We start from the raw sequence: 19,876 nt of genomic DNA, 5'->3' as shown, positions 1-19,876 counted from the left end.
GGGTGAACTCTCTGGACCATGCCCGGGGAACCAAAACTCTTGGCGTTATGGGGTATCAGAGAAGGATGGAAGGCCGCCATCTTGGTGCACGGAGTGCTCCCTGCAGGTCTCGGAGTTTCGTCTGTTTCCAGATAAGTTGGCCAATACTCAGAGGCGGACTGCCTACCCGAAAAATTCAAGGGTCTGCGGAAAACTCTCTTTATGAGGCGCCGTCGCTTTCCCCAGCCAGGCAATGGTCTCTCCCAGGTTCTTCATGTTGGCCAGCCCTTCGGCGTCTTCCAGCACGTCGCCCTTGTTCAAGCCCTGGCCAAGGTTCCAGTAGGTGGAACCGGGCACGATCATCTGGGACATCATGAACATGTGGTTGATGGTATCAAAGACGTGGGTGGCGCCACCCCGTCGTACGGCCACCACCGCAGCTCCGATCTTTCCCCGGAAGGCCCTGTCGTTGGCCAGGGCCACCATGCCGGAGCGATCAAGGAGGGCCTTGAGCTCAGCCGTCACATCGGTGAAATAGGTGGGAGAGCCCAGGATAATGGCATCGGCCCGGACCATTTTGGCCATGATCTCGTTGAAGCTATCCTTTTTCAGGATGCAGAGGCCGTCCTTCTTCTCAAAACAGGAACCGCAGGCGGTGCACCCCCGCATGGGTTTCCCGCCGATACGGACCATCTCGGTCTCCCAACCCGCGGCTTTAAGTGGCTCTATTGCATGATTTAAAAGCGTTTCCGTGTTTCCACCCTTTCTGGGGCTTCCGTTGACTGCAATGGCATACATAGCTGTCTCTCCTTGTGGATTCATGGATGGGACGACCGAAGCCCCCTCCTCAATGGTTTCACGTTATCAAGGGATACATCCCTTGACCGTTCCTGACAGGTGCACTATCCATAAGGGAAACAGTTTTCGCAAGTACGGTATTTGTTGTGCTATACTTACAAAAAAGATACCTTTGGAGACCGACCATGCCCGAACCCTGCAGGATCAAAGAGCTTAAGGGAAAATCATACCGATGCTACTTCGAGTTGACACTTTCTGTCATCGGAGGCAAGTGGAAGCCCATTATTCTCAATCACCTGGCCCTGGAGCAGATCATGCGCTTCGGGGAGCTGACCCGCAGCATCCCGGAGATCACCCAGCGCATGCTGACCAAGCAGCTCCGTGAACTTGAGGCCGACGGCCTCGTGCATCGCGAAGTCTACCGGGAGGTTCCCCCCAGAGTCGAGTACTCGCTGACCGCCCTGGGATACACCATCATCCCCATCCTCCAGCACATGCGGCAGTGGGGCGTGGACTACGAGAAGCACCTGGGTGGCGAAGGCCTGTTTGAAGATGAAGGGTTTGAATGCGCCAAGCCCCCGGAGTTGCTCGCCCTGTAGGAATCCGATAAGCCGTTACAGGGGCCGTTCAGCGTATCAGGCCGGTCCCTGCTCCGGTGACCCGAGGCTTCCCACGGCATGGGCTGCAAGGCCAGCCCCGGCCTCGGCAAAGACATTCAATGCCACATCAGCCCCGGCCTCCTTCAACCTCTCCACCTCGTCGTCATAGCGGGCCACGGCCGCCAGAGCACCTGTGTATCCGAACTGCTTGAATCTCTGAATGGCGGAAAGGGTGGATTCGAAATTATTCAAGGCCAGCACCACAAGCCTCACCCGCCCGTCCGGAGTGGGAAGGCGCCGCCAGAAATCGAGATCGGTTACATCGGCCTGGACGATACTCCGCCCCTGCATTTCATGGCCTGCAACGGTCTCCTTGTCGTAATCGATCCCCAGAACGACCTCGCCGTACTTCCCCCGAAACCAGTCGTAGGCCCCCACCCCGGTCCGTCCCATACCGATAACGACAATGTCCGCCGATTTCCGCTCATACGGGGTTTCCTCGGGATGACGCTCGCAGGTCTCACACCGCTTCAACATGTCGGCCAGACGGTCAAACAGCCGGTCCGAGTAAGTATTCAAAGGCGATGCCAGGATAAAGGAGACGGACAGGGCAATGGCCATCACCACCAGCCACCGGGGATCCAGCTTGCCCACGGATGCGGCAAGGGAGCAGACGATGAGGCCAAACTCACTGTAATTGGAAAGGTTTGCCATGGTCATGAAGGAGGTCCTGGCCTTTAGGCGAAACCGGGTGAAGACCAGAAAATAGAGGGCCATCTTAAGGGGAAGCAGGGCCACCAGGATGCCGACGGCGGCAAACCCCGCAGCCCCCGGAATGCCTCTCAGCCCGATATCAAGGAAAAAACCCACAAGCAACACGTCCTTGATGCTCATCAAGGCGTTTGCCATCTCCTTGGCCCGGGGGTGCGGCGCCATGAGCATGCCCAGGATCAGAGCCCCTAAATCCGGTTTCAACCGAACCAGGTCAAAGGTATGTGCCCCTGCGATGAGGGCGGCAAACAGGCCGAAAAGCACCATCAGCTCCCCGTGGCCGATGCGGTCCATCACCAGGAGAAAGGCCTTTCTCACCACGGGAAGAAGCGCAATGACCCCAATGGCCATCACAGAGGGCACCTTACCGGTTGCCGCCGTCAGGTAGATGACCGCCAGGATATCCTGAATCACGAGCACGCCGATGGCCGTGCGGCCGTTGAGGGAGTCCATGCGCCCCTGCTCATCAAGGATCTTGACGGCAAAGACGGTGCTGGAAAAGCTCAGGGCAAAGGCCAGGAGCAGCGCGGTCTGCATGTCGATTGCAAGAAAAAAACGCAGCCCGGAGTACCCCAGGCAGAACAGGGCCCCTCCCATGGTCGCCACGGTGAGGGCCATGTGCAGAGACGCACCGGCCCACACCTCCGGCTTTGCAAGGTTCCTGAGCCTCAGTTTCAGGCCGATGGTAAACAGAAGCAGGGTCACGCCCACATCCGAGGCGGCCTCAAGCATGGGGGTGGAGGTATACCCTACACCGCTGAGGCACAGCCCGGCCATTAAAAAACCCACCAGGGGAGGCAGCCCCAGGCGATACATCAGATAGCCCAACGCAAAGGCCACGGTAAGGACAACAGGGTCCATGGAGTTCAATCCTTATCTTACAGTCACTGGGAGAAATAGGATTCAATCAGGTCGAACCAGACATCTCGCTCGGTCTCATCGGCATAAAGAAAAAAAGAGCCCACGGATCGCTGCACTTCCATGAGGTCCGTGAGAAAATCATAAACGGCATTGGCTGCCTGCTGCTCGGCCACAAGGGCAAGGTTCTGGGCGTCGAGCAGATCGATGATGGACAGCACGCCCCGGACATAGGAGTCCGTCACCAGCTGCAGGTTGTTGGCCGCGGATGCGGCCGCGTCCCTGGAAAGGCGTATCCCCGGATAGGAAGCCCGGACGCGGTTCATGGCCACAACAGCCCTCTGGCTGATGCGTGCAGCCGCAGCCTCGCGCTCCCTGCCGAGCCGCTGGATCTCTTCCCTTGCCTGCCTCAATTCGGCCGATCTTTCGCCTCCGCTGAACAGGGGCAGGGATGCTGTGACCCCCACGGTCCAGTTGGTATCATCCGGGACTTCGGGGGTGGTGGGGGGGAACTCAGTGCCGTCACCGCTTTTGTCAAAAACCTCGGTGACGTTGCCGACAAGTTCAAAGGTGGGGAGCCAGAACTCTCTCTTGGCCGCAGTCAGCACCCGCATGCGTGCGGCAATCTGGGCATCGATGGCCCTGAGTTCCGGGGCCTTGACCCGACTCTCCTCCTGAAAAAAATCACTCAGGACACGAACCTTCCGGGGGGTCTCGAGATAAGGAAAAATACGGGGTTCGCCCACCACGGAGACCGGGTCCCTGATCCCCGCCTCTGCAGGGGCAAAGCCCTCGGTCAAAGGCCGGTCCATGATGCGGTTCATCTCACTCCTGGCGTCAAGAAGCGAGGATTCCGCATTCAAGGCGTCCTGGAGACGGTTGGCCAGCTCACTCTCCCAGCGGTACACCTCTTCAGGGCCTGCCGCTCCCACGGAAACACGGACCTTGGCCCGCTCCAGGTTGGCACGGGTCAGCTTGAGGTTATCGGTCTGTATGTTGAGGACCGCCTCGGCCCTGAGCACATTGAGGTAGGCTACGGCAGCGCTGTTGATGATGTCAAGCCTAAGGGTCTCCCGATCTTCCTCAAGGGCTTTCTGGGTTTGTTTCGACACCGTATAGGCCGACCAGGCCTTGTCCGAATAAATGACCTGGCTGCCGGTTATGGAACCGGACCATGTCTTTTCCGGGCTCTGGCCCTGGGCCGCCTTTGCCCTGTCGTCGTCAATGATTCTGGCCTCTGATCCGAGCCCCAGTTGCGGCAACAGGTCGGCCCGTGATTTCTTAACATCCTCCATGCCTGAGGCCACGGCCCTGTCCAGTGCTTTCAAATCGAGGTTGGCACGCACCGATTCGGTGACGGCCCCCTCAAGGGTCAGACGCCTTCCCACGCCCTCGACGGTGTTGTTGAGAAGCTCCGCGCCGGTGATGATGTCCCACTTCGGGTAGACTTCAATGGCCTTTGCCGTGGCCCAGTTGATGGTCAGGCTCTGCCCACGGCTGAAGAAGACAGGGAGATCCCCGGCGTTTTTCCCGCGAAGCACCTCCATGACATTAACGGCAACGCTTCGGGAGAGGTGCTGAATATTCGATTTGGGGGTCATGGTCGCCAGGATCCCGGTCTCCACATCGGCCATGCCCCAGAAGGAAAAGCTGGGCAGCATCCTGTCGATGAACCCCGCCACCAGTTTTTCAAACTCGTCCGGGGGCATGCGAAGCAGGGAGGTCACAAACACCGCTTCGGTTGAAGGGGTGAGCTTTTCCAAGGTTTTCTCGGCGCTGACGTCATAAGCGATAAGCTTGATTCCAAGGCCGTGCTCCTCCTCATAGGCCGTTATATGCTTTGTGATGTCCTGAAGCGCATTGATTTCAAACTGATCGGCAATAACCGTGAGGGTTTTGAACGGTGCGATGTCCGTAAAGGTCTTCATCTCCTTGGAGATACTCTTCTGCACGTTGATGTAGTTGAGGTTTCGCACACCGCTGGTCCCATCCTTGAAGGGAAGATCCTGGAGCCTGTCATCCACAATGAAAGGAGCGATAACAGGTTTTTTCAGGTTCCTGCGGCGACAGGCTTCGTTACTGGCCACAACCCCCAGGGCCACGACCAGATCCACGTCCGGCGCCTCAAGGAGGGTATCCAGGGCGGAGATAACCGCCCCGGCGTTCCACCCCCCGTCCAGGATTCGGTTTGACGGAAAGCGGATATCGAACTCCCCTTCAGCCAGGGTGATGATTTCCTCCTTGAACACCTCGAGAGAATCGGGATACCTGGCCCAGGGCCCGTCGGTCACGATCCCAATGCGGGCAACGGGAAGCCCCGTGAGGGCCACTGCCGAGGAAGCCAGGGTGAGCAGCGTGACCAGCATGATGACGAAACAGGTGGATGTACGTGTCATGGTTGAACTCCCGGCATATAGGGTTCATCCCTGGGAAGGGATCTTGTAGAGAATGACGTAAAGAACCGGAACAACAATGAGGGTCAGAAGCGTGGCAAAGCTGAGGCCGGCCATGATGGTCACGGCCATGGCCCTGAAGAAGACATCTGGCAACAGCGGAATCATGCCAAGAACCGTGGTGATGGCAGCCATGCACACCGGCCTCATCCTGCTCACCGCCGAGTCCACCACCGCCATGTAAGGGGCCTTGCCCCCGCCCAGCTCGATGTTGATCTGATCAATGAGAACAATGGCACTCTTGATCATCATGCCCGTAAGGCTCAAAAATCCCAGCAGGGCCATAAAATCAAAGGGCAGGTCAAATATAAGGAGCCCCATGGAGACCCCGATAATCGCAAGGGGTACGGTGAGCCAGATGATCAGGGGCTGTCTCAGGCAGTTGAAAAGCATAATCACGATGAGCACCATCAGCATGAAGGTGACGGGCATGGAACCGGCCAGTTTCTCCCTTGCCTTGGCAGAGTCTTCGAATTCACCGCCCCACTCCATGGAGAACCCCGGAGGGATCTCAATGGCCTCGATCTTGGTCTTGACGTCCCCTAAGATGGAGCTTGCAAGGATCCCGGGCTTGTTCTCGCATTTGGTGGTGATGGTCATCTTCCGGTCCCGACGATAGATCATGGAGTCTTCCCAGTCCGTCGTAAAATCGGACACCACCTGATACACGGGAACGGTTTTCCGCGTGGCCGGGCTCCACACCTGAAGGCTCCGGATATTTTCCACGTCCAGGCGCTCCTCTTCGGGCTGCCGCGCGATGATGGAGATCAGCTCATCACCCTCCCGGTAAATGCCCATGGTGGTCCCGGTGACGTTCATCTCCAGGGCCCGGGCCAGATCGGACCGCGAAATACCCGCCAGCCGGGCACGGGTGTCGTCGAACTGGGGCCGGATGGTCTTCACCCGCTGCCGCCAGTCGTCCCTCACTGCATAGGTATCCGGATGGGCCAGCAGGATATCTTTGGCCTGATTTGAAAGCTGCCGTAAAATAACGGGATCCGGCCCGCTGAACCGCACCTCCACGGCACCGCTGGACGGGCCGAGCTTGAACTTCTCCAAAATGGGCTGGGCTTCCGGAAACTCATCGCTTAAATAGACCAGGTACTCTTTGATAAGGTCCCCGATTACCTTGTAGTCATTAACGGAAACGAGTATCAGGCCAAAGCCTTTGTCCCTGGAGGTCTCCGGGTTAAAGGTGAGCATGAACCGGGGAGCCCCCTCGCCGATATACGATGCCGTGGAGACCACCCGCTCGTCCTCCAGAAGACGCTTTTCGATCTTGGCGATGTCTGCCGTGGTCTGCCGAATATCGGTCCCTGCCGGGAGCCAGTAGTTGATCATGAACTGCGGCCGCGTGGATTCCGGGAAAAAACTGTTTTTTAACATGCCGAACCCGGTGATGGCCAGAAACAGCAAGCCGGTCATAACCACCATGGTGACCCATCGCCATCTGATGCATAACGTGAGAAAGGCTTTGTAACCCACAAAAATGATGCCCTGATACGGTTCCTTTCCCGTATTTTCTTCCCCGTCCTTGACCTTGCTCTTGAGAAACATGGTACAGAAAAGCGGGGTAATGGTGATGCCGATGACCCAGCTGCTCATAAGGGAGATGAGCATCACCTGAAACAGGGAGCGACAGTACTCCCCGGTGGAGTCCTGGGAGACACCGATGGCCGCAAAGGCCAGCACCGCAATGACCGTGGCACCGAACAGGGGCCAGAGGTTCTGGTCCACCACCTCCTTTGCCGCTTTGATGCGATTCATACCCGACTCAATGCGTATGAGCATCCCCTCGGTGATGACAATGGCATTGTCCACCAGCATGCCCAGGGCGATGACAAGGGCCCCCAGGGAGATCCTCTCCAGATTGATGGCCAGTACTTTCATGATCACCAGGGTAGCAAGAACCGTCAGGGCCAGGACCACACCGATGAGAAGACCGCTCCGAAGCCCCATAAAGAGCAGAAGCACCACCACCACAATAAGGACCGCCTGGATAAAGTTGCTCACAAACCCGTTCACCGCCTTGGAGACATCATCGGACTGGAAGTTGACGACACCCATCTCCATGCCCACCGGCCTCTGGTCTTCAAGCTCCGCAAGTCGTGCCTTAACCGCCTCTCCCATGTTGACCACGTTGCCCCCCGGTACCACGGAAATACCGATGGAGATGGCCGGGGCTCCGTTGAAATGGAGTACCCTGGACGGCGGCGTGACGTACCCTCGCTTCACGTCGGCAACATCCTTGAGATAAATGACCCGATCCGATTCGGGATCCCTCACCTGGAGGTTGGCGATATCCTCAACCGAGTCAAAGCTGCCCGTGGGGTTGATCCGGATATACTCGGGTCCCACCTTCACCGAACCCGACTCCACCACAAGGTTCTGATCCTTCAAGGCGGAATAGATGCTGTCCAGCCCGATGCCAAGGCGGGCGATGCGCGCGCGGGAAATCTCCACAAAGACCGCCTCGTCTTGTAGCCCCCAGAGGGTAATCTTGGCCACACCCGGCACCAGTAGGAGCTCTTTTCTCAGAAACTTCATGTACTCCTTGAGCTCTTCATAGGAGTATCCCTCGCCGGTAACCGCAAGGAGAACACCGTAGACGTCGCCAAAGCTGTCGTTAACAATGGAGGGATGGGTCCCCGGAGGCAACTGGGACTGAATATCCCCCACTTTGCGCCGCAGCTCGTCCCAGACCTGGGGAAGGGTATGTTTGTCGTACTGATCCTTGATGGTCACCGTCACGATGGACCCTCCGGCCCGGGAGGTGGACTCCACATAATCAAGCTGGGGCATCTGCTGGATGGCCGTCTCAATACGATCCGTGACCTCGTCGGCTACCTCCATGGGGGTGGCCCCGGGGTACGGGGTGAGGACAACGGCATTTTTTACTGTAAACTCTGGATCTTCAAGGCGCCCCAACCCGGAATAGGCAAGGATACCTCCCACAACAATACAAAAACAGATCACCAGTGTGACGGTCTTTTTTTCGATGGAGAGTTCTGCGATGTTCATAAATACCAGCCTCCTGTCCCGGATATTTCATGAGAAAACGATCACATCAAAGCAATCAGGCTGTGATTGGCGCGTCAGTATGAAAAGCCTCGTTATTCAAGAAATTCAGAATGTAACCCTCAGTTCTCGACTCGATTTTCTCACCCTCCGGGCGAGCCGGGTTAGTTGGCCTTCATTTCCCTGATTTTCATTCCGGACTGAAGGTAATTGACACCGGCGGAGACAATCGTTTCACCGGCTTCAAGCCCTTCAAGGACAATAATGCTGCTCCCCGACACGCTGCCGACCTTCACTTCACGCATCTCCACAGTCATGTTGCCCGAAGCGACAACCCAAACGAATTCGCGACCGGCTTCATCTGCGAAGACGGAATTGACAGGCACGAGAAAGCCTTGTTTCACCTTTATACCCTTCAGGCCTTCCACCGCCTCCTCGCTGCCGTTGTCCTCAGTTTCCTCTTCTGCGGACTGACTCTTTCCGACCACTTTGGCCGTCATGCCGGGAAGAATGTTGGCTCCCTTGGGTGCCGGCAAGGCAAGGACAACACGGTAGGTCTGGGTCTGATCATCCGCTTCGGTGGAAAATTCCTTGAGGGTGACGTCATGCTTGACACCGGCCATGGCGGAAAACTCCACTTCGGCAACAACGGCCCCCTTGGACTTGTTCCGCACCCTGGCCATGAGGGTTTCGGGCACATCCACCACAATCTCCAATTCCGAAACGTCCTGAAGGCTGACAATGGGATCCTTGGCGCGAACCTCCTGAAAATTCTCCACGTACCGCCGGGCAATGACCCCTGTAAAGGGGGCCCTTAAATAGGTATCCTTCAATGCGTTCTCTGCGTTGGTCACATCTGACTTGGCCACGTCGTACTCCCGCTTGGCCCTGTCAAAATCGGCCTTGGAGACCTGCTTTTTGATGTAGAGGTCCTTGTAACGGTTATACTGATGCATGGCCTCCAGCTCGTTGGCCTTGGCCGTGGCAAGGGCTGTCTTGAAATCCCTGGGAAGGATCCGCGCCACCACCGCACCTCTTTTCACGGGGTCACCTTCTTCAACGGGAAAAGCGGTCAACGGACCGGACACCTGAAACGCAAGGTCTGCCCGCCTGCTCGCCCTGACCCTACCCGGAAGCTCCCGGAGGTTCTCCTCAACAGCTGACGAGACGCGAAAGAGTTTTGCCGGGCGCACCACCTCCGGCTCGGGCTCTTCCTCGCCCCTCCTGCCGCAGGACAGCAACAAAACGGCCGCCAGAACCATGAGCCCCGTGCCCAGGGGCACCCTCCGAGCCAGGCCAGATACCAGGCCCCTGTCTCTTTTTTTTGATTCCATATTGTCCCCGTTTTAATGTTGATCAGTTACGAACAGCTATTCAAAACGAAACGATGGATCCACTACAGGTAAACGATGTGGTGTAAAAATCATCGTTTATCAAACGCCCCGGAAACAGGCCCTCTGCACCTGTACCACGCCACCCGCAGAGACCCTTTTCGGAGTGCAGGGACCCCGGTGGTGTGATATATAAAATACATATGGGATTTCAAACAGTTCCTGAAGTCGACGTGCAGGTTATCGCAGGCCGTTTAGGAGTCGGTGACGATCAGTACCTACGCGAATCGGTAAGCCACGAAACGCGCTCTGATTATCCCCGCAGCCCGATTCGCGGGCCCGACACCCCTCCCCGAATTGCGACGAACGTCATGGGGCGCCATGGTTGGTAGAGATTGATGACCCAATCATGAGATCATGCGATGAATATATCAACAACGTGTCTCAGTTACAAACATTTAAGGTATTTCAAGGCAATTACACCACCATCCCAGGTACAACTCCGCCTTGCCGTAAAACACCATACGTAACGGTTCAGCCCTTCGTTGCCCCCTGATTCGACCGACAGAAGGCGACCTGAATCGTAACAAACGAAACAGAGACAAGGAGACGTCATGACCGACACCCGCCCTTACGAGGTTTTGTCACCGGAAACGCTCTCCCGCTGGATGGATGAGGAGAAACCGTTTTGCCTGCTTCACACCCTCACCGAAGACCACTTTGCAAAGGTCCGCCTTCCCCGGGCTGCCCGGGCATCGGTGTTTGAGGTGAATTTCCTGGAGCAGGTTCGCGCCGTTACCGAAGACCCGGATGCCGTTATCGTCCTTTACGGCTCCAGCCACCGTTCCTTGGACGCGGATACAGCCGCCCGAAAACTTCACAGCGAAGGGTACAGAAACCTTCATGTCCTGTCCGGGGGAATCGAGGCGTGGAACGCCGCAGGATTTCCTTTGGAGGGGGAGGCGCCGGAGATGGCAGATGCTCCGCCGTCGCGTCTTTTCATTGCCGACGGGACCTATGGTGTGGACACGGGCGAAAGCTCGATCCGGTGGGTCGGCAGGAACCCGTCAAACCGTCATCACGGGGGAGTGAGGCTTTCTTCGGGCACTTTGAAGGCCGAAGGCGGGACCGTCACAGGAAGCTTTGAGATCGACATGGCCTCCATCGCCAACATCAATCTGGAAGGGGACGAACTGCAGGAGGTCCTTGAGGCCCACCTCAAGTCCGATGACTTCTTCTTCACGAGCCGCTTTCCCTCGGCCCGGTTTACCATTGAAAAGGCGACCCCTGTGCCGGATCCGTACTTGAGCGTCCCAAACTGCGACATCCAGGGAAAACTCGAGCTGAAAGGAATCACGGCCCCCCTCTCCTTTACGGCCACCGTCACACCGGAGGAAGGGGGCCGCCTGGCTGCCGAGGCCCATTTCGACCTGGACCGAACCCGGTGGCATGTTCTTTACGGCTCTTCACGATTTTTCGAGCACCTGGGCATGCACCTTGTCTTCGATCCCATCAGCTTCGAGATCCGTATCGTGGCACAAAAAAGCCAGACGTAAGTCGGGGAATGAAGTTGCAGTCGGAGACCTTGCAAGCGCTTCAGACAAACAACCGGATCTCCCCTGCGCATGATCCGTGATGATGCATCAGACACAGCCCGCACTCCGGATTGAACCGGTGAGCAATGCCGAGTTCGTCAAGCCAGCACTTGATTCTGTAAAGCACCCCGCATTCATACCGGTCGATGGCGCCTAGCCGTTTTACGCCCTTATAGGCAAAGCACTCCCCTTGAGGAAACGCCCATGTGAGGGTGTTTTCACCGGGGTAACCAAAACGGACCTGCATAAAGTCAGGGATCATTACCGTGGATGCTTCTTTAAAAAACGTTAAAAAGTCATCGCAGCGATCCAGCGGTCCATTGATGCCCAGGACCTGTTTGAGCCGGTTAATTTCAACGGATGAAAGGGACCTAATCGCCTCTTTGTTAAGCTTGTTTGTTGCCTCAATCCCAAATGTGTTGAGGCAATGAAAAAACCACATGCCGTCGTGGGTCATCCAGCACTTGTTGAGCAGCTCCACCGTCTCCTTCGTCGACATCTCGTCAAGGGATCTCACATGGCCTCCTTTGCCCCCGAAGCGAACCTATGGAAGATGATAACGGCCTGGGACTACACCCGGTGCGCCCAGGGTTCCGAAAAACGAAAAGTGATGTAAAAGCCCGGGTTCGCAACGCGAAATAGACTTACCAGGCCCCGGGAATCAGCCGGTACCTCACCCTGGTTGCGTACTCGGCATACCCATCCAGTTCTTCCTGAAGCATCCTGTCCTCCAGAAAGGTGCGGAGCACCGTTACCGCAATGGCAACGACACCGGGGATCAGCGCCAGCTTCGAACCGATGATAAAGGGGTCGGCCAGACAAACCAGCACCATGGCCACATACCCGGGATGCCGGACAACGCCATAGGGGCCTCGCGTAACCACTTTATGATCCCGATCCGTCTGGATACGGACCGTCCCTTCAAAGTGTTTATTGACCAGCATGGCCCAGTAAAACAGCAGAAAAAAGCCAAGGTACAATGCGATCCCGGCAACGCAACTGAGCCCTTCCATCTGGACGCCTCCGAACCGTCCGATCTCCAGCCCCGCCACCACGGGGATACAGACGATCAACAGCAGGAAGTAGGAAAGGAGGATGAGTTTGTCCCAGCCCTTGGTCCCTTCCCTGGCTTCCGCCCTCTGGTTGGCCAGCTCCGGTGCGAACCGCAACATCAAATACCCCCCGAAAACGGCTCCGACAATATGAATGCCGAAGGCCAACCAGGCCCTGGCAATATCCCATCGCCCGGCCACAAGAAAAAAAACAACACCCATGAGAATGTTCCATCGAACGGGTGCCAACAGATACTTTACGCCATCTTTGTTCAATTTTTGCGACAACAACCTTCTCCTTACTAAAAAAACAGCACACCAATCAAAAAAGGGGACTTCGCCCCAGCTGACAAGTCTGTGGCGCCTGATAGCCTGCCTCAACCGACTGATTCTACGTATTTAAATATGAGAATAAAATTACGATATTCACAGCCATATTTCAACAAAAAAACCGGGCTTACCACTGTGGGAGACGGCCCTTAAAGCGAGAGCCTTCCAAGGCCGAATCGGTGGGGTCGGAAAAACACGGAAAGAAAGGTAACGGGAGCGTTTGTCGCCTGAAAGACAAGGATACTTTTTTCCCTTGGCAAAAAGCAAAACAATCCCTATAGTTCAAAGCATTAAAATGCTGAGATGCTCACCGTACTGTCCCCATCCCACGAACACCTCAGCCCTCTGTTATCCAATAGCAACACGCCTTACTCGGATATTTCATGAATAAGCGACCATGCCAAAAATGATTTTAGATGTCATTACATATGGTTACTGAGAAGAGTGTATACATTTCTAAAATGCAAAATGTAATACTCCGATTTCTGATCGATTTTCTCATCCTTCGGACTTGATGCATGGGCGTCCTGCCCTACATCTCAGTCATGTTATAAAAATCGCGACACCACGTCGTACAGATGCAGACGCCCAGCCCTAAAAAGCCCAAATTAAATACTGTTACAGATAGTTACCATTCAAGACATACCTACATCGCACAGCTCATCAACACCATATCGTCGTCATAAAACGTTCATTACGTAACACCAACTCACAATCCTCAGGAGGCTCCATGAGTACCTACCCGACAATGGATAACCTGGTCAACGCCATGAACGGCAGCTCCTCAACCAACAACTGGGACATGGTCTGTTCCTACACCACGAAACAGCTCAACGACTTTCTCGCCACAGCCTACGCAAAAAAGAAACTCGTCACGGAGATGCACTTCGATGTCCAGGAGGACGATCCCCTGACAGGGGAGCCCTTTACGGTGAAATACGACCTCTTTCTCGGCAAACCCACCCTGAAATTCATCGCCGGCCGCTCAGACCAGGCCAACCTCACCATGCTTATCACCGGCGGAACGTACAGCATCTACCTGAAGGGCCAGGAGAAACCTTTCAGGACAGCCGATTTCCCCAAAAATACGTACACCGTGGACGCGTATGTCCCCCTGGCTGCGGTCACGGGGGATACCGGAAAGGTCTCATCCAAGGGAGACATCGTCACCTTCGACGACGACAAAACCAGCCAGAGCCACGTAATCCTCCACTTTGCCAATGAAAAGGGCACCCAGTTCAAGATCATGCCCGAGCCCGATCCATCCCTGAAGGCCATCATCAACCCGCAGTTCGTCGACGCCGTGGAGAGCTACTTTACCTACCATGTCACGGAGATCGACTACGCCCTGGCCCAGGTAAACAACGACAAAGCCTCCCAGGGCAGCGTGCTGCTCACACCGAAATCCTTTGTCTTTGCCTCGGAAGGAGACGGGGAAACCGGTATTCTGAGCCTTTACATCCAGGTGAAGGAGAGCGGCAACCCCCCGGGCAACCGCAACCCCTCCTTTCAACCGGGCACCAAAGAGATGCTCCCCATCCCGGAAAGTTTCACCGCCAGCCTCATCCTGGGCTACCAGCTCCTCACCACCAGCTACATCACCAAACAACTCCAGGATGAAGGCTATACGGTGGCCTATGAGTCGGTTCCCAAGGGCATTGCCTGCAATGTAAGCAAGGACCTGGAGGTCCTTGCCAAGGACGACTCGGGCCACTGGTTCTTCGGCAGCCACTACTACAAGGGGTTTGACATCAACTTCAAGGACCATCCCATCCGCATGCAGATCGCAGACGGCAGCGTCTCCCTGAACTGGCAGGCTTCGGCCGACACCTCCTGGTCCGAAAGCTCCTCCTTCGGGGAGTCGTCCTCCAACCACTGGGGCGGGGTCGACGTGACCCTCTCCTATGAACAGAACGGCGGCTCCATCAGCCTGGACACCACCACCGACGAAATCAGCATCGCCGCCATCTCCATCACCCCCAAAGACATCCACGTCGGGCTGAGCAACGACAGCTGCAGTTTCTGGAAACGCCTGGTGGGCTGCATGGAGTCCCACCCCTCGTTCTACGACAACCTGAGCGACCACCTTGAGATGCCCAAAAGCCTCTCCCTGGACCTCAAGGGATTGAACTTTCTCATGGAGACCAACCTGCTGGCCCCCGGCGAGACAATGATCAACTTTGATGCCTCGGCCGGTGTCAAAACCCCCAAGGACTTTCTGCTTGTGGGACAGGTCAACGCAAAATAGCCCTGCTCATCCCCGCAGATCAACAGAGGCGGGACGCGGCTTCAACCCAACGGGCCCGGCACATGCCGGGCCGCCAACATTGCCCGGATATTTCACGAGTCGGGTGCCCTCATGTGCAAGGCATCAGAGCTGTAGATGTGGTTTTCCACCTCAAGACTCTGATAACGCAGCAGATGAGTGCACCCGGCTCGCCCGAAGGATGAGAAAATCAAACAGCAAGCGCTGATTTACATGTTGCACGTTCAAAATAGCTGACATTTTTGCTGTAGGCCTTAAAACCATATGATTTCCCTTTGAGACAGCTGTTTTCTCATGAAATGTCCGGGCTAAGGAGAATTCCCATGCCCAAACCCATTGAAGTGTTGCTGTATGATCTGGCGTTCAACATGGCCAAAACCGTCTTCAAGCAAACCCCGCTCACGAGTCGCACGGTCTCGTTTACCAAAGGCGATGCTGTCTACCGCTACGGCAGCTACATCGCAGACCGGCCTCAGTTGTGGAACGAGGTGCTCAAGGTCTGGCAGCCCTTAAGCAAAGACAACAACCGCTGGACCGGCACCGACGGCAAAGGGGGTGGCAGCCAGGGCCTGTATACCTCCAACGACTTCCTGTTCGACAAGGACTTTACCTTTGCCGAGATGAAGCACTACATGACCCAGGCCCTCACGGATACGCCCCTGGATCCCCAGACCCCGGTGGAGTACATGCATTACGAGGCGGGTAAGGCCCCGGAAGCCAAGATGGAAACAGCAGGGAACCTCCGCAGCGTCTTTCTCTACACCTTCAACCAGACCCAGGACGGGCTGAACCTCCGATTCACGGCAGACCCCATGAGCTATCCCCAGCTGATCTACAAAAACATGCTCAAGGAAGGGGCGGACATTGTCAAGGGGCGCAGCCTGGAAGACCTCTACCTGGGCGAAGACTACAGCTTTACCCGGGCCGTGGGCAACGCCGCCTTCGAAACCTTTGACCTGCCGTGCATCCAGGTTTCCTCAGCACGGGAGATCGGCGGGTTCAATACGATTTTCCGGTGCGACCAGGGCCAGATGGTTCTGGACGTGGAGCCCCAGGGCCGGGCCTCGGGCTACCAGATCCTGGAAGGCGGCAACCCCGTGGTCCGCCAGGCCTACACCATGGACGACCTCACCTACAATGCACAGTTCGACCAGCCCGAGAGCAAAAAACTCGTGCCCCTGCCCGAGCAGCTGGAGGTCCTTTCCCCCCTTGAGAAGAAGGTCCGGGACATGTCCGAGAAAGTGGACTGGTCCTTTGAGCCCACCACCGTGGACAAGGCCGTTGCCGACTCGGTAAACCGCCAGTTGTCGGCCATGGACACGCCCTTTGACACCTCGGTTGCCGACCTGAACAAAACCATGCAGGACGGTGTCATGGACTCGGTGGCCTCGGCCCTTACCAAGACCGGCGTAAGCCTCATCGCCCCGGAACCGGGCTTTACGGACCTGGTTACCCGGATTCAGGTCTCGGGCGTGGCCACCCTCTTTCAGTCCCAGATGGTCAAGGAGCGCCTTGCAAAATTGACCGAAGAGGTCTCAGGCGGCCCGGGCTACCTTCAGACGGTCACCGACCAGGTGCTTCTGGAGAAAAAGCAACACCTTCTGTCCCAGGAGGCGGGAACCATCCAGGCCACCATCGCCGAAGCGGGCACGGCCCGGCAGGAGACGAGCGCCTCCATGGAGACCAAAAACCAGCAGCTCAAAGAGGTGGAGGAAAAGCTCAAGTCCAAACCCGACGACCCGGACCTGAAAAAGACCCAAGAGGAGCTGACCCAGGAGCTGGCTGACCTGACGGACAAGCTCAAGGCCGAAGACGATAAATATACCAAGGCCGAAGAGGCGCAGAAAGCCAACGAGGCCGCCCAGAAAGAGGCCGAGGAGAAAAGCAAGGAGGCGGCGGAGCGTCAGGCGGCCCTTAAAGACCACGTATTCGAGGGGAAATGACATGACCAATCCCACAACCGACACCACCCTGCTCTCCAATCCCCAGGAGGCTTTCCAGACCCTGGCGTCGGGGGGCAACCTCTTTATCATCAGCGTGCTGGACGAGGTGACCCTGGGCAAGGACACGGACATCGGAGACGACCTCACCGCCTACGACCATGTCTATCTCTACGGACAGGGGTGCCTCCTGAGCCAGTCCGTCAAGCTGAAAAACAGCCTCGTCTCCGTTCAGAGCCTCACCACCACCGGCCAGGGGCTCTTCGACCTCTCCGGCAAGTCCGGCACCAGCCCGGACACCCCGAACCAGAACCCCAATGAAAAAGGACAACCCGGAGGGCCGGGGGAGCCGGGAGGTACCTTTCGCCTCTATCTCCAGAGCGTGGCCGACAACCGGTTGAACTTCAAGGTGTCTGTTGCGGGCGGGGCCGGAGGCGACGGCCAGCAGGGAAAGATCAACACCGACGGGGGAGACGGGGGCAATGGCGGCAACGGCGGTACCGCTGAGGTCCTGGTGGGGCTGAGCTGCTGCGACCTGCTGGATCGGCTCCGAACCGTCGCCTCATTGACCAGCCTCACCGAGCGCCATGTGGCCCTGACCCCCATCATCGGTGCCTACAAAACCGACTCCCAGTGGGCTGCCCTGATTCCCCTGCTCGCAAAGGCGGCCCGGGCCAAGAGCCTGGACGACTCCACCCAGGCCCTTGAAGCCGTGGGCCAGCAGCTGGCCGCCATGGACGCCCAGTTCGACAACGCCCTGCACGGCAGCCTTATGGTCAACGGGGGGGCCTACGGCACCTACGGACAGGGCAAAACCCCGGGGTCCAACGGCACGTCAGGCAAACCGGGCAATAAAAGCCTCTTCACCTTTGGCCAGCTCTCCCAGCTCGACTGGGAAAAAGGCCACACCGCCCCGGGATTCTTCGTCCACCCCAGCCAGGTGAGCCGCCTCATGGACAAGGCCAGGCTCACCTACTGGACCATGGATCCGGTGTCCCGCCCTCAGTCCGTCACCGACACCATGATCCTCTTTCAGCAGATTGAGGAAAAGACCGCCCCCTTTGCCGACACCAGCCCGGAAAACAAAGCCCTGGTTGCCTATTACACGGCCCATGAGGCCGAATACGGGGCCCTGGGGTCGGTGCAGCAGCTCCAGAGCCTTCATGCCCAGGCGGTGAACGCCCTGTTGCAGATCAAGCAGGGGCAGGACCTCTTCGGGTTTGCCGCGGACCACGTGCCCCTGGTCTCCTTTGACAGCCTCTTCCAGACCCTGGACGGGCTCATGGACAACTTCGGCCACATCCAGACCGCCTACGACGGCTACTTTGCCAAGCTCAAAGAGAAAAAGGCGGAAATCTCATCCGTGGTTGCCACCCGGCAGAAAAACGAGGCCCTTGTCAGCAACGCCAAAAGCCAGATCCAGATGCTGAAAGTCCTTCTTATCAAGCAGGCGGAGGTCATCGACAGCTACCAGAGCATCCTGCCGACGCTTAAAAAGAAGGTAACGGACCTGCTGAAAGCTTTTGAAACAAAGGTCAAGGACCACTTTGACTTCAACTTCGACAGCTTCCTCCAGAACCTGAGCATGGTGGCCTTTGCCCCGGAGTCCAAGTTCATGGCCCTGACCCAGGGCGCCGAATTCCTGCACAACTCCCTGTCCAAGGTCACGGACAGCCGGGGCATTGCGGTGAACAAGGCCTACCTGGTGGACGAAATCCAGACGGTAACCTCCAGCGTCGCGGGGTTGCAGGAGGGCTACGACGCCCTGGACGACGGCACCCTGCAACCCGACGACCCGGGCGGGGCAAAGCTCATGGCCGAAGAGCAGCAGTTCCAGACATTTTTCAACGACTTCAAGGACCAGTTCCCCGATGACCTCAAAGAACTGAAAAAAGCCTTTGACGCCTATGTGCAAAAAGTCCAGGAAAGAAACAACCATATCCTCCAGTACAACGCCCAAGTCATCGTGGCCCTGAAAAACCACCAGCTCATCGACAGCCTCACCGCCGAAGACGCCACCTACACCGACAAGGTCCTCTCCACCATGGACCCTACCCTGCCCGACATGGTCAGCTTCATGTCCCGGACCTATTACACGGCCCGCCAGCAGATCATGGAGTTCATGGACCTGACGCAGCAAGCCTACAGGTTCTGGTCCCTCTCCGACGCCCAGATCATCAGCAGCACCTTTTCAGGCAACCTGCCCTCCCTGGACGCCTCCGCCCTGCTGGCAGCCAAAAGCGACCTGCTGACCAAGACCGACAAGGCCCTGGAGCATTTCGGCTCCAACGCCCAGCACTTCCCGGACAAACCCGGCCAGGAAGGGCTGGTGGTTACGGTGGGCCAAGGGGAACGCTCGGTGCTGCAATACCTGAACCTCATGACGGTCTCCCTTTACGCCCCCAGCCTCACCACGGGCAAGGCCGAAAGCGTCTTTGCGGGCATGTGCGATGTCCGCATCTCCCGGGTGCGGCTCTGGCTCGACGGCGTCAAGACAGATCAGGACACCTTGAGCATCCACATCACCCACACCGGTGGGGAAGAGATCTACGACCAGGCCGACAACCGTTTCACCTTCACCCACGAACCCGTCACCAAGCTGTTCATCTACAACCTCAAAACAAGACAGATCTTTGAAGACGCCAACTTCGGCGTGGAGCAAAGTGCAGACCAGGCAACGAACGAATACGCTGCCCTTGGCCCCTTTACCCAGTGGCAGTTCAAAATCGACCCCGCCCTGAACCCGGGCCTGGACCTCTCGGGGCTCAGCGCGGCCCGCATCGAGTTCCACGGCACCAACTACGCCTTTGCCTGAAGCGACCATCCTCACAAACACACATGGCCCCGGGACAGTCATCCCGGAGCCATGTGTGTTTCATTACAAAA

General features: G+C 57.1%; 12 protein-coding genes. 5 read left to right on the top strand and 7 right to left on the bottom strand.

Annotation, left to right across the window (positions count from 1 at the left end):
• Positions 1–162 precede the first annotated feature (162 nt).
• On the bottom strand, positions 163–777 hold the full coding sequence (locus ACOYW0_RS21915; RefSeq protein WP_482415884.1) for a flavodoxin family protein: 615 nt from the start codon (positions 775–777) through the stop codon (positions 163–165).
• A 185-nt stretch (positions 778–962) separates the two neighbouring features.
• Here ACOYW0_RS21915 and ACOYW0_RS21910 point away from each other — a divergent pair, with 185 nt between their 5' ends.
• Positions 963–1,376, top strand: coding sequence for a winged helix-turn-helix transcriptional regulator (locus tag ACOYW0_RS21910; RefSeq protein WP_482415883.1), 414 nt, complete (start codon positions 963–965; stop codon positions 1,374–1,376).
• Between the two features lie 36 nt (positions 1,377–1,412).
• On the opposite strand, the gene ACOYW0_RS21905 is transcribed toward ACOYW0_RS21910, so the two are convergent.
• The 4 genes from ACOYW0_RS21905 to ACOYW0_RS21890 form a co-directional block, all read right to left on the bottom strand.
• A complete protein-coding gene (locus ACOYW0_RS21905) occupies positions 1,413–3,008 on the bottom strand; it encodes a cation:proton antiporter domain-containing protein (protein ID WP_482415882.1) in 1,596 nt (531 codons plus the stop codon).
• A gap of 23 nt (positions 3,009–3,031) precedes the next feature.
• Positions 3,032–5,401 carry a TolC family protein gene (locus tag ACOYW0_RS21900; protein WP_482415881.1) on the bottom strand — a complete coding sequence of 790 codons (2,370 nt, stop codon included), beginning with the start codon at positions 5,399–5,401 and terminating at the stop codon, positions 3,032–3,034.
• Positions 5,402–5,425: 24 nt separating this feature from the next.
• On the bottom strand, positions 5,426–8,479 hold the full coding sequence (locus ACOYW0_RS21895) for an efflux RND transporter permease subunit (RefSeq protein WP_482415880.1): 3,054 nt from the start codon (positions 8,477–8,479) through the stop codon (positions 5,426–5,428).
• Between the two features lie 161 nt (positions 8,480–8,640).
• The gene (locus tag ACOYW0_RS21890) at positions 8,641–9,810 is read right to left on the bottom strand and encodes an efflux RND transporter periplasmic adaptor subunit (protein WP_482415879.1); all 1,170 of its coding nucleotides are present in this window, start codon (positions 9,808–9,810) and stop codon (positions 8,641–8,643) included.
• Between the two features lie 611 nt (positions 9,811–10,421).
• On the opposite strand from ACOYW0_RS21890, the gene ACOYW0_RS21885 reads away from it, so the two are divergent.
• Entirely contained in the window at positions 10,422–11,363 is a 942-nt protein-coding gene (locus ACOYW0_RS21885; protein WP_482415878.1) for a YceI family protein, read from the top strand.
• Between the two features lie 40 nt (positions 11,364–11,403).
• Here ACOYW0_RS21885 and ACOYW0_RS21880 read toward each other — a convergent pair whose 3' ends face one another.
• Complete coding sequence (locus ACOYW0_RS21880; RefSeq protein ID WP_482415877.1) at positions 11,404–11,919, bottom strand: DUF6125 family protein; 516 nt, start codon at positions 11,917–11,919, stop codon at positions 11,404–11,406.
• Between the two features lie 127 nt (positions 11,920–12,046).
• Positions 12,047–12,676, bottom strand: a complete 630-nt coding sequence (locus tag ACOYW0_RS21875; RefSeq protein WP_482415876.1) for a methyltransferase family protein — start codon at positions 12,674–12,676, stop codon at positions 12,047–12,049.
• An 838-nt stretch (positions 12,677–13,514) separates the two neighbouring features.
• Here ACOYW0_RS21875 and ACOYW0_RS21870 point away from each other — a divergent pair.
• The 3 genes from ACOYW0_RS21870 (at position 13,515) to ACOYW0_RS21860 (ending at position 19,805) form a co-directional block, all read left to right on the top strand.
• A complete protein-coding gene (locus ACOYW0_RS21870) occupies positions 13,515–15,032 on the top strand; it encodes a hypothetical protein (RefSeq protein ID WP_482415875.1) in 1,518 nt (505 codons plus the stop codon).
• A gap of 341 nt (positions 15,033–15,373) precedes the next feature.
• Positions 15,374–16,993, top strand: coding sequence for a hypothetical protein (locus ACOYW0_RS21865; protein ID WP_482415874.1), 1,620 nt, complete (start codon positions 15,374–15,376; stop codon positions 16,991–16,993).
• 1 nt (position 16,994) lies between these two features.
• Positions 16,995–19,805 carry a hypothetical protein gene (locus tag ACOYW0_RS21860; protein ID WP_482415873.1) on the top strand — a complete coding sequence of 937 codons (2,811 nt, stop codon included), beginning with the start codon at positions 16,995–16,997 and terminating at the stop codon, positions 19,803–19,805.
• Positions 19,806–19,876: the final 71 nt, after the last annotated feature.

This window comes from Desulfoluna sp. HI9BLuna, assembly GCF_056829775.1.
This window is presented reverse-complemented; position numbering and strand designations above follow the sequence as displayed.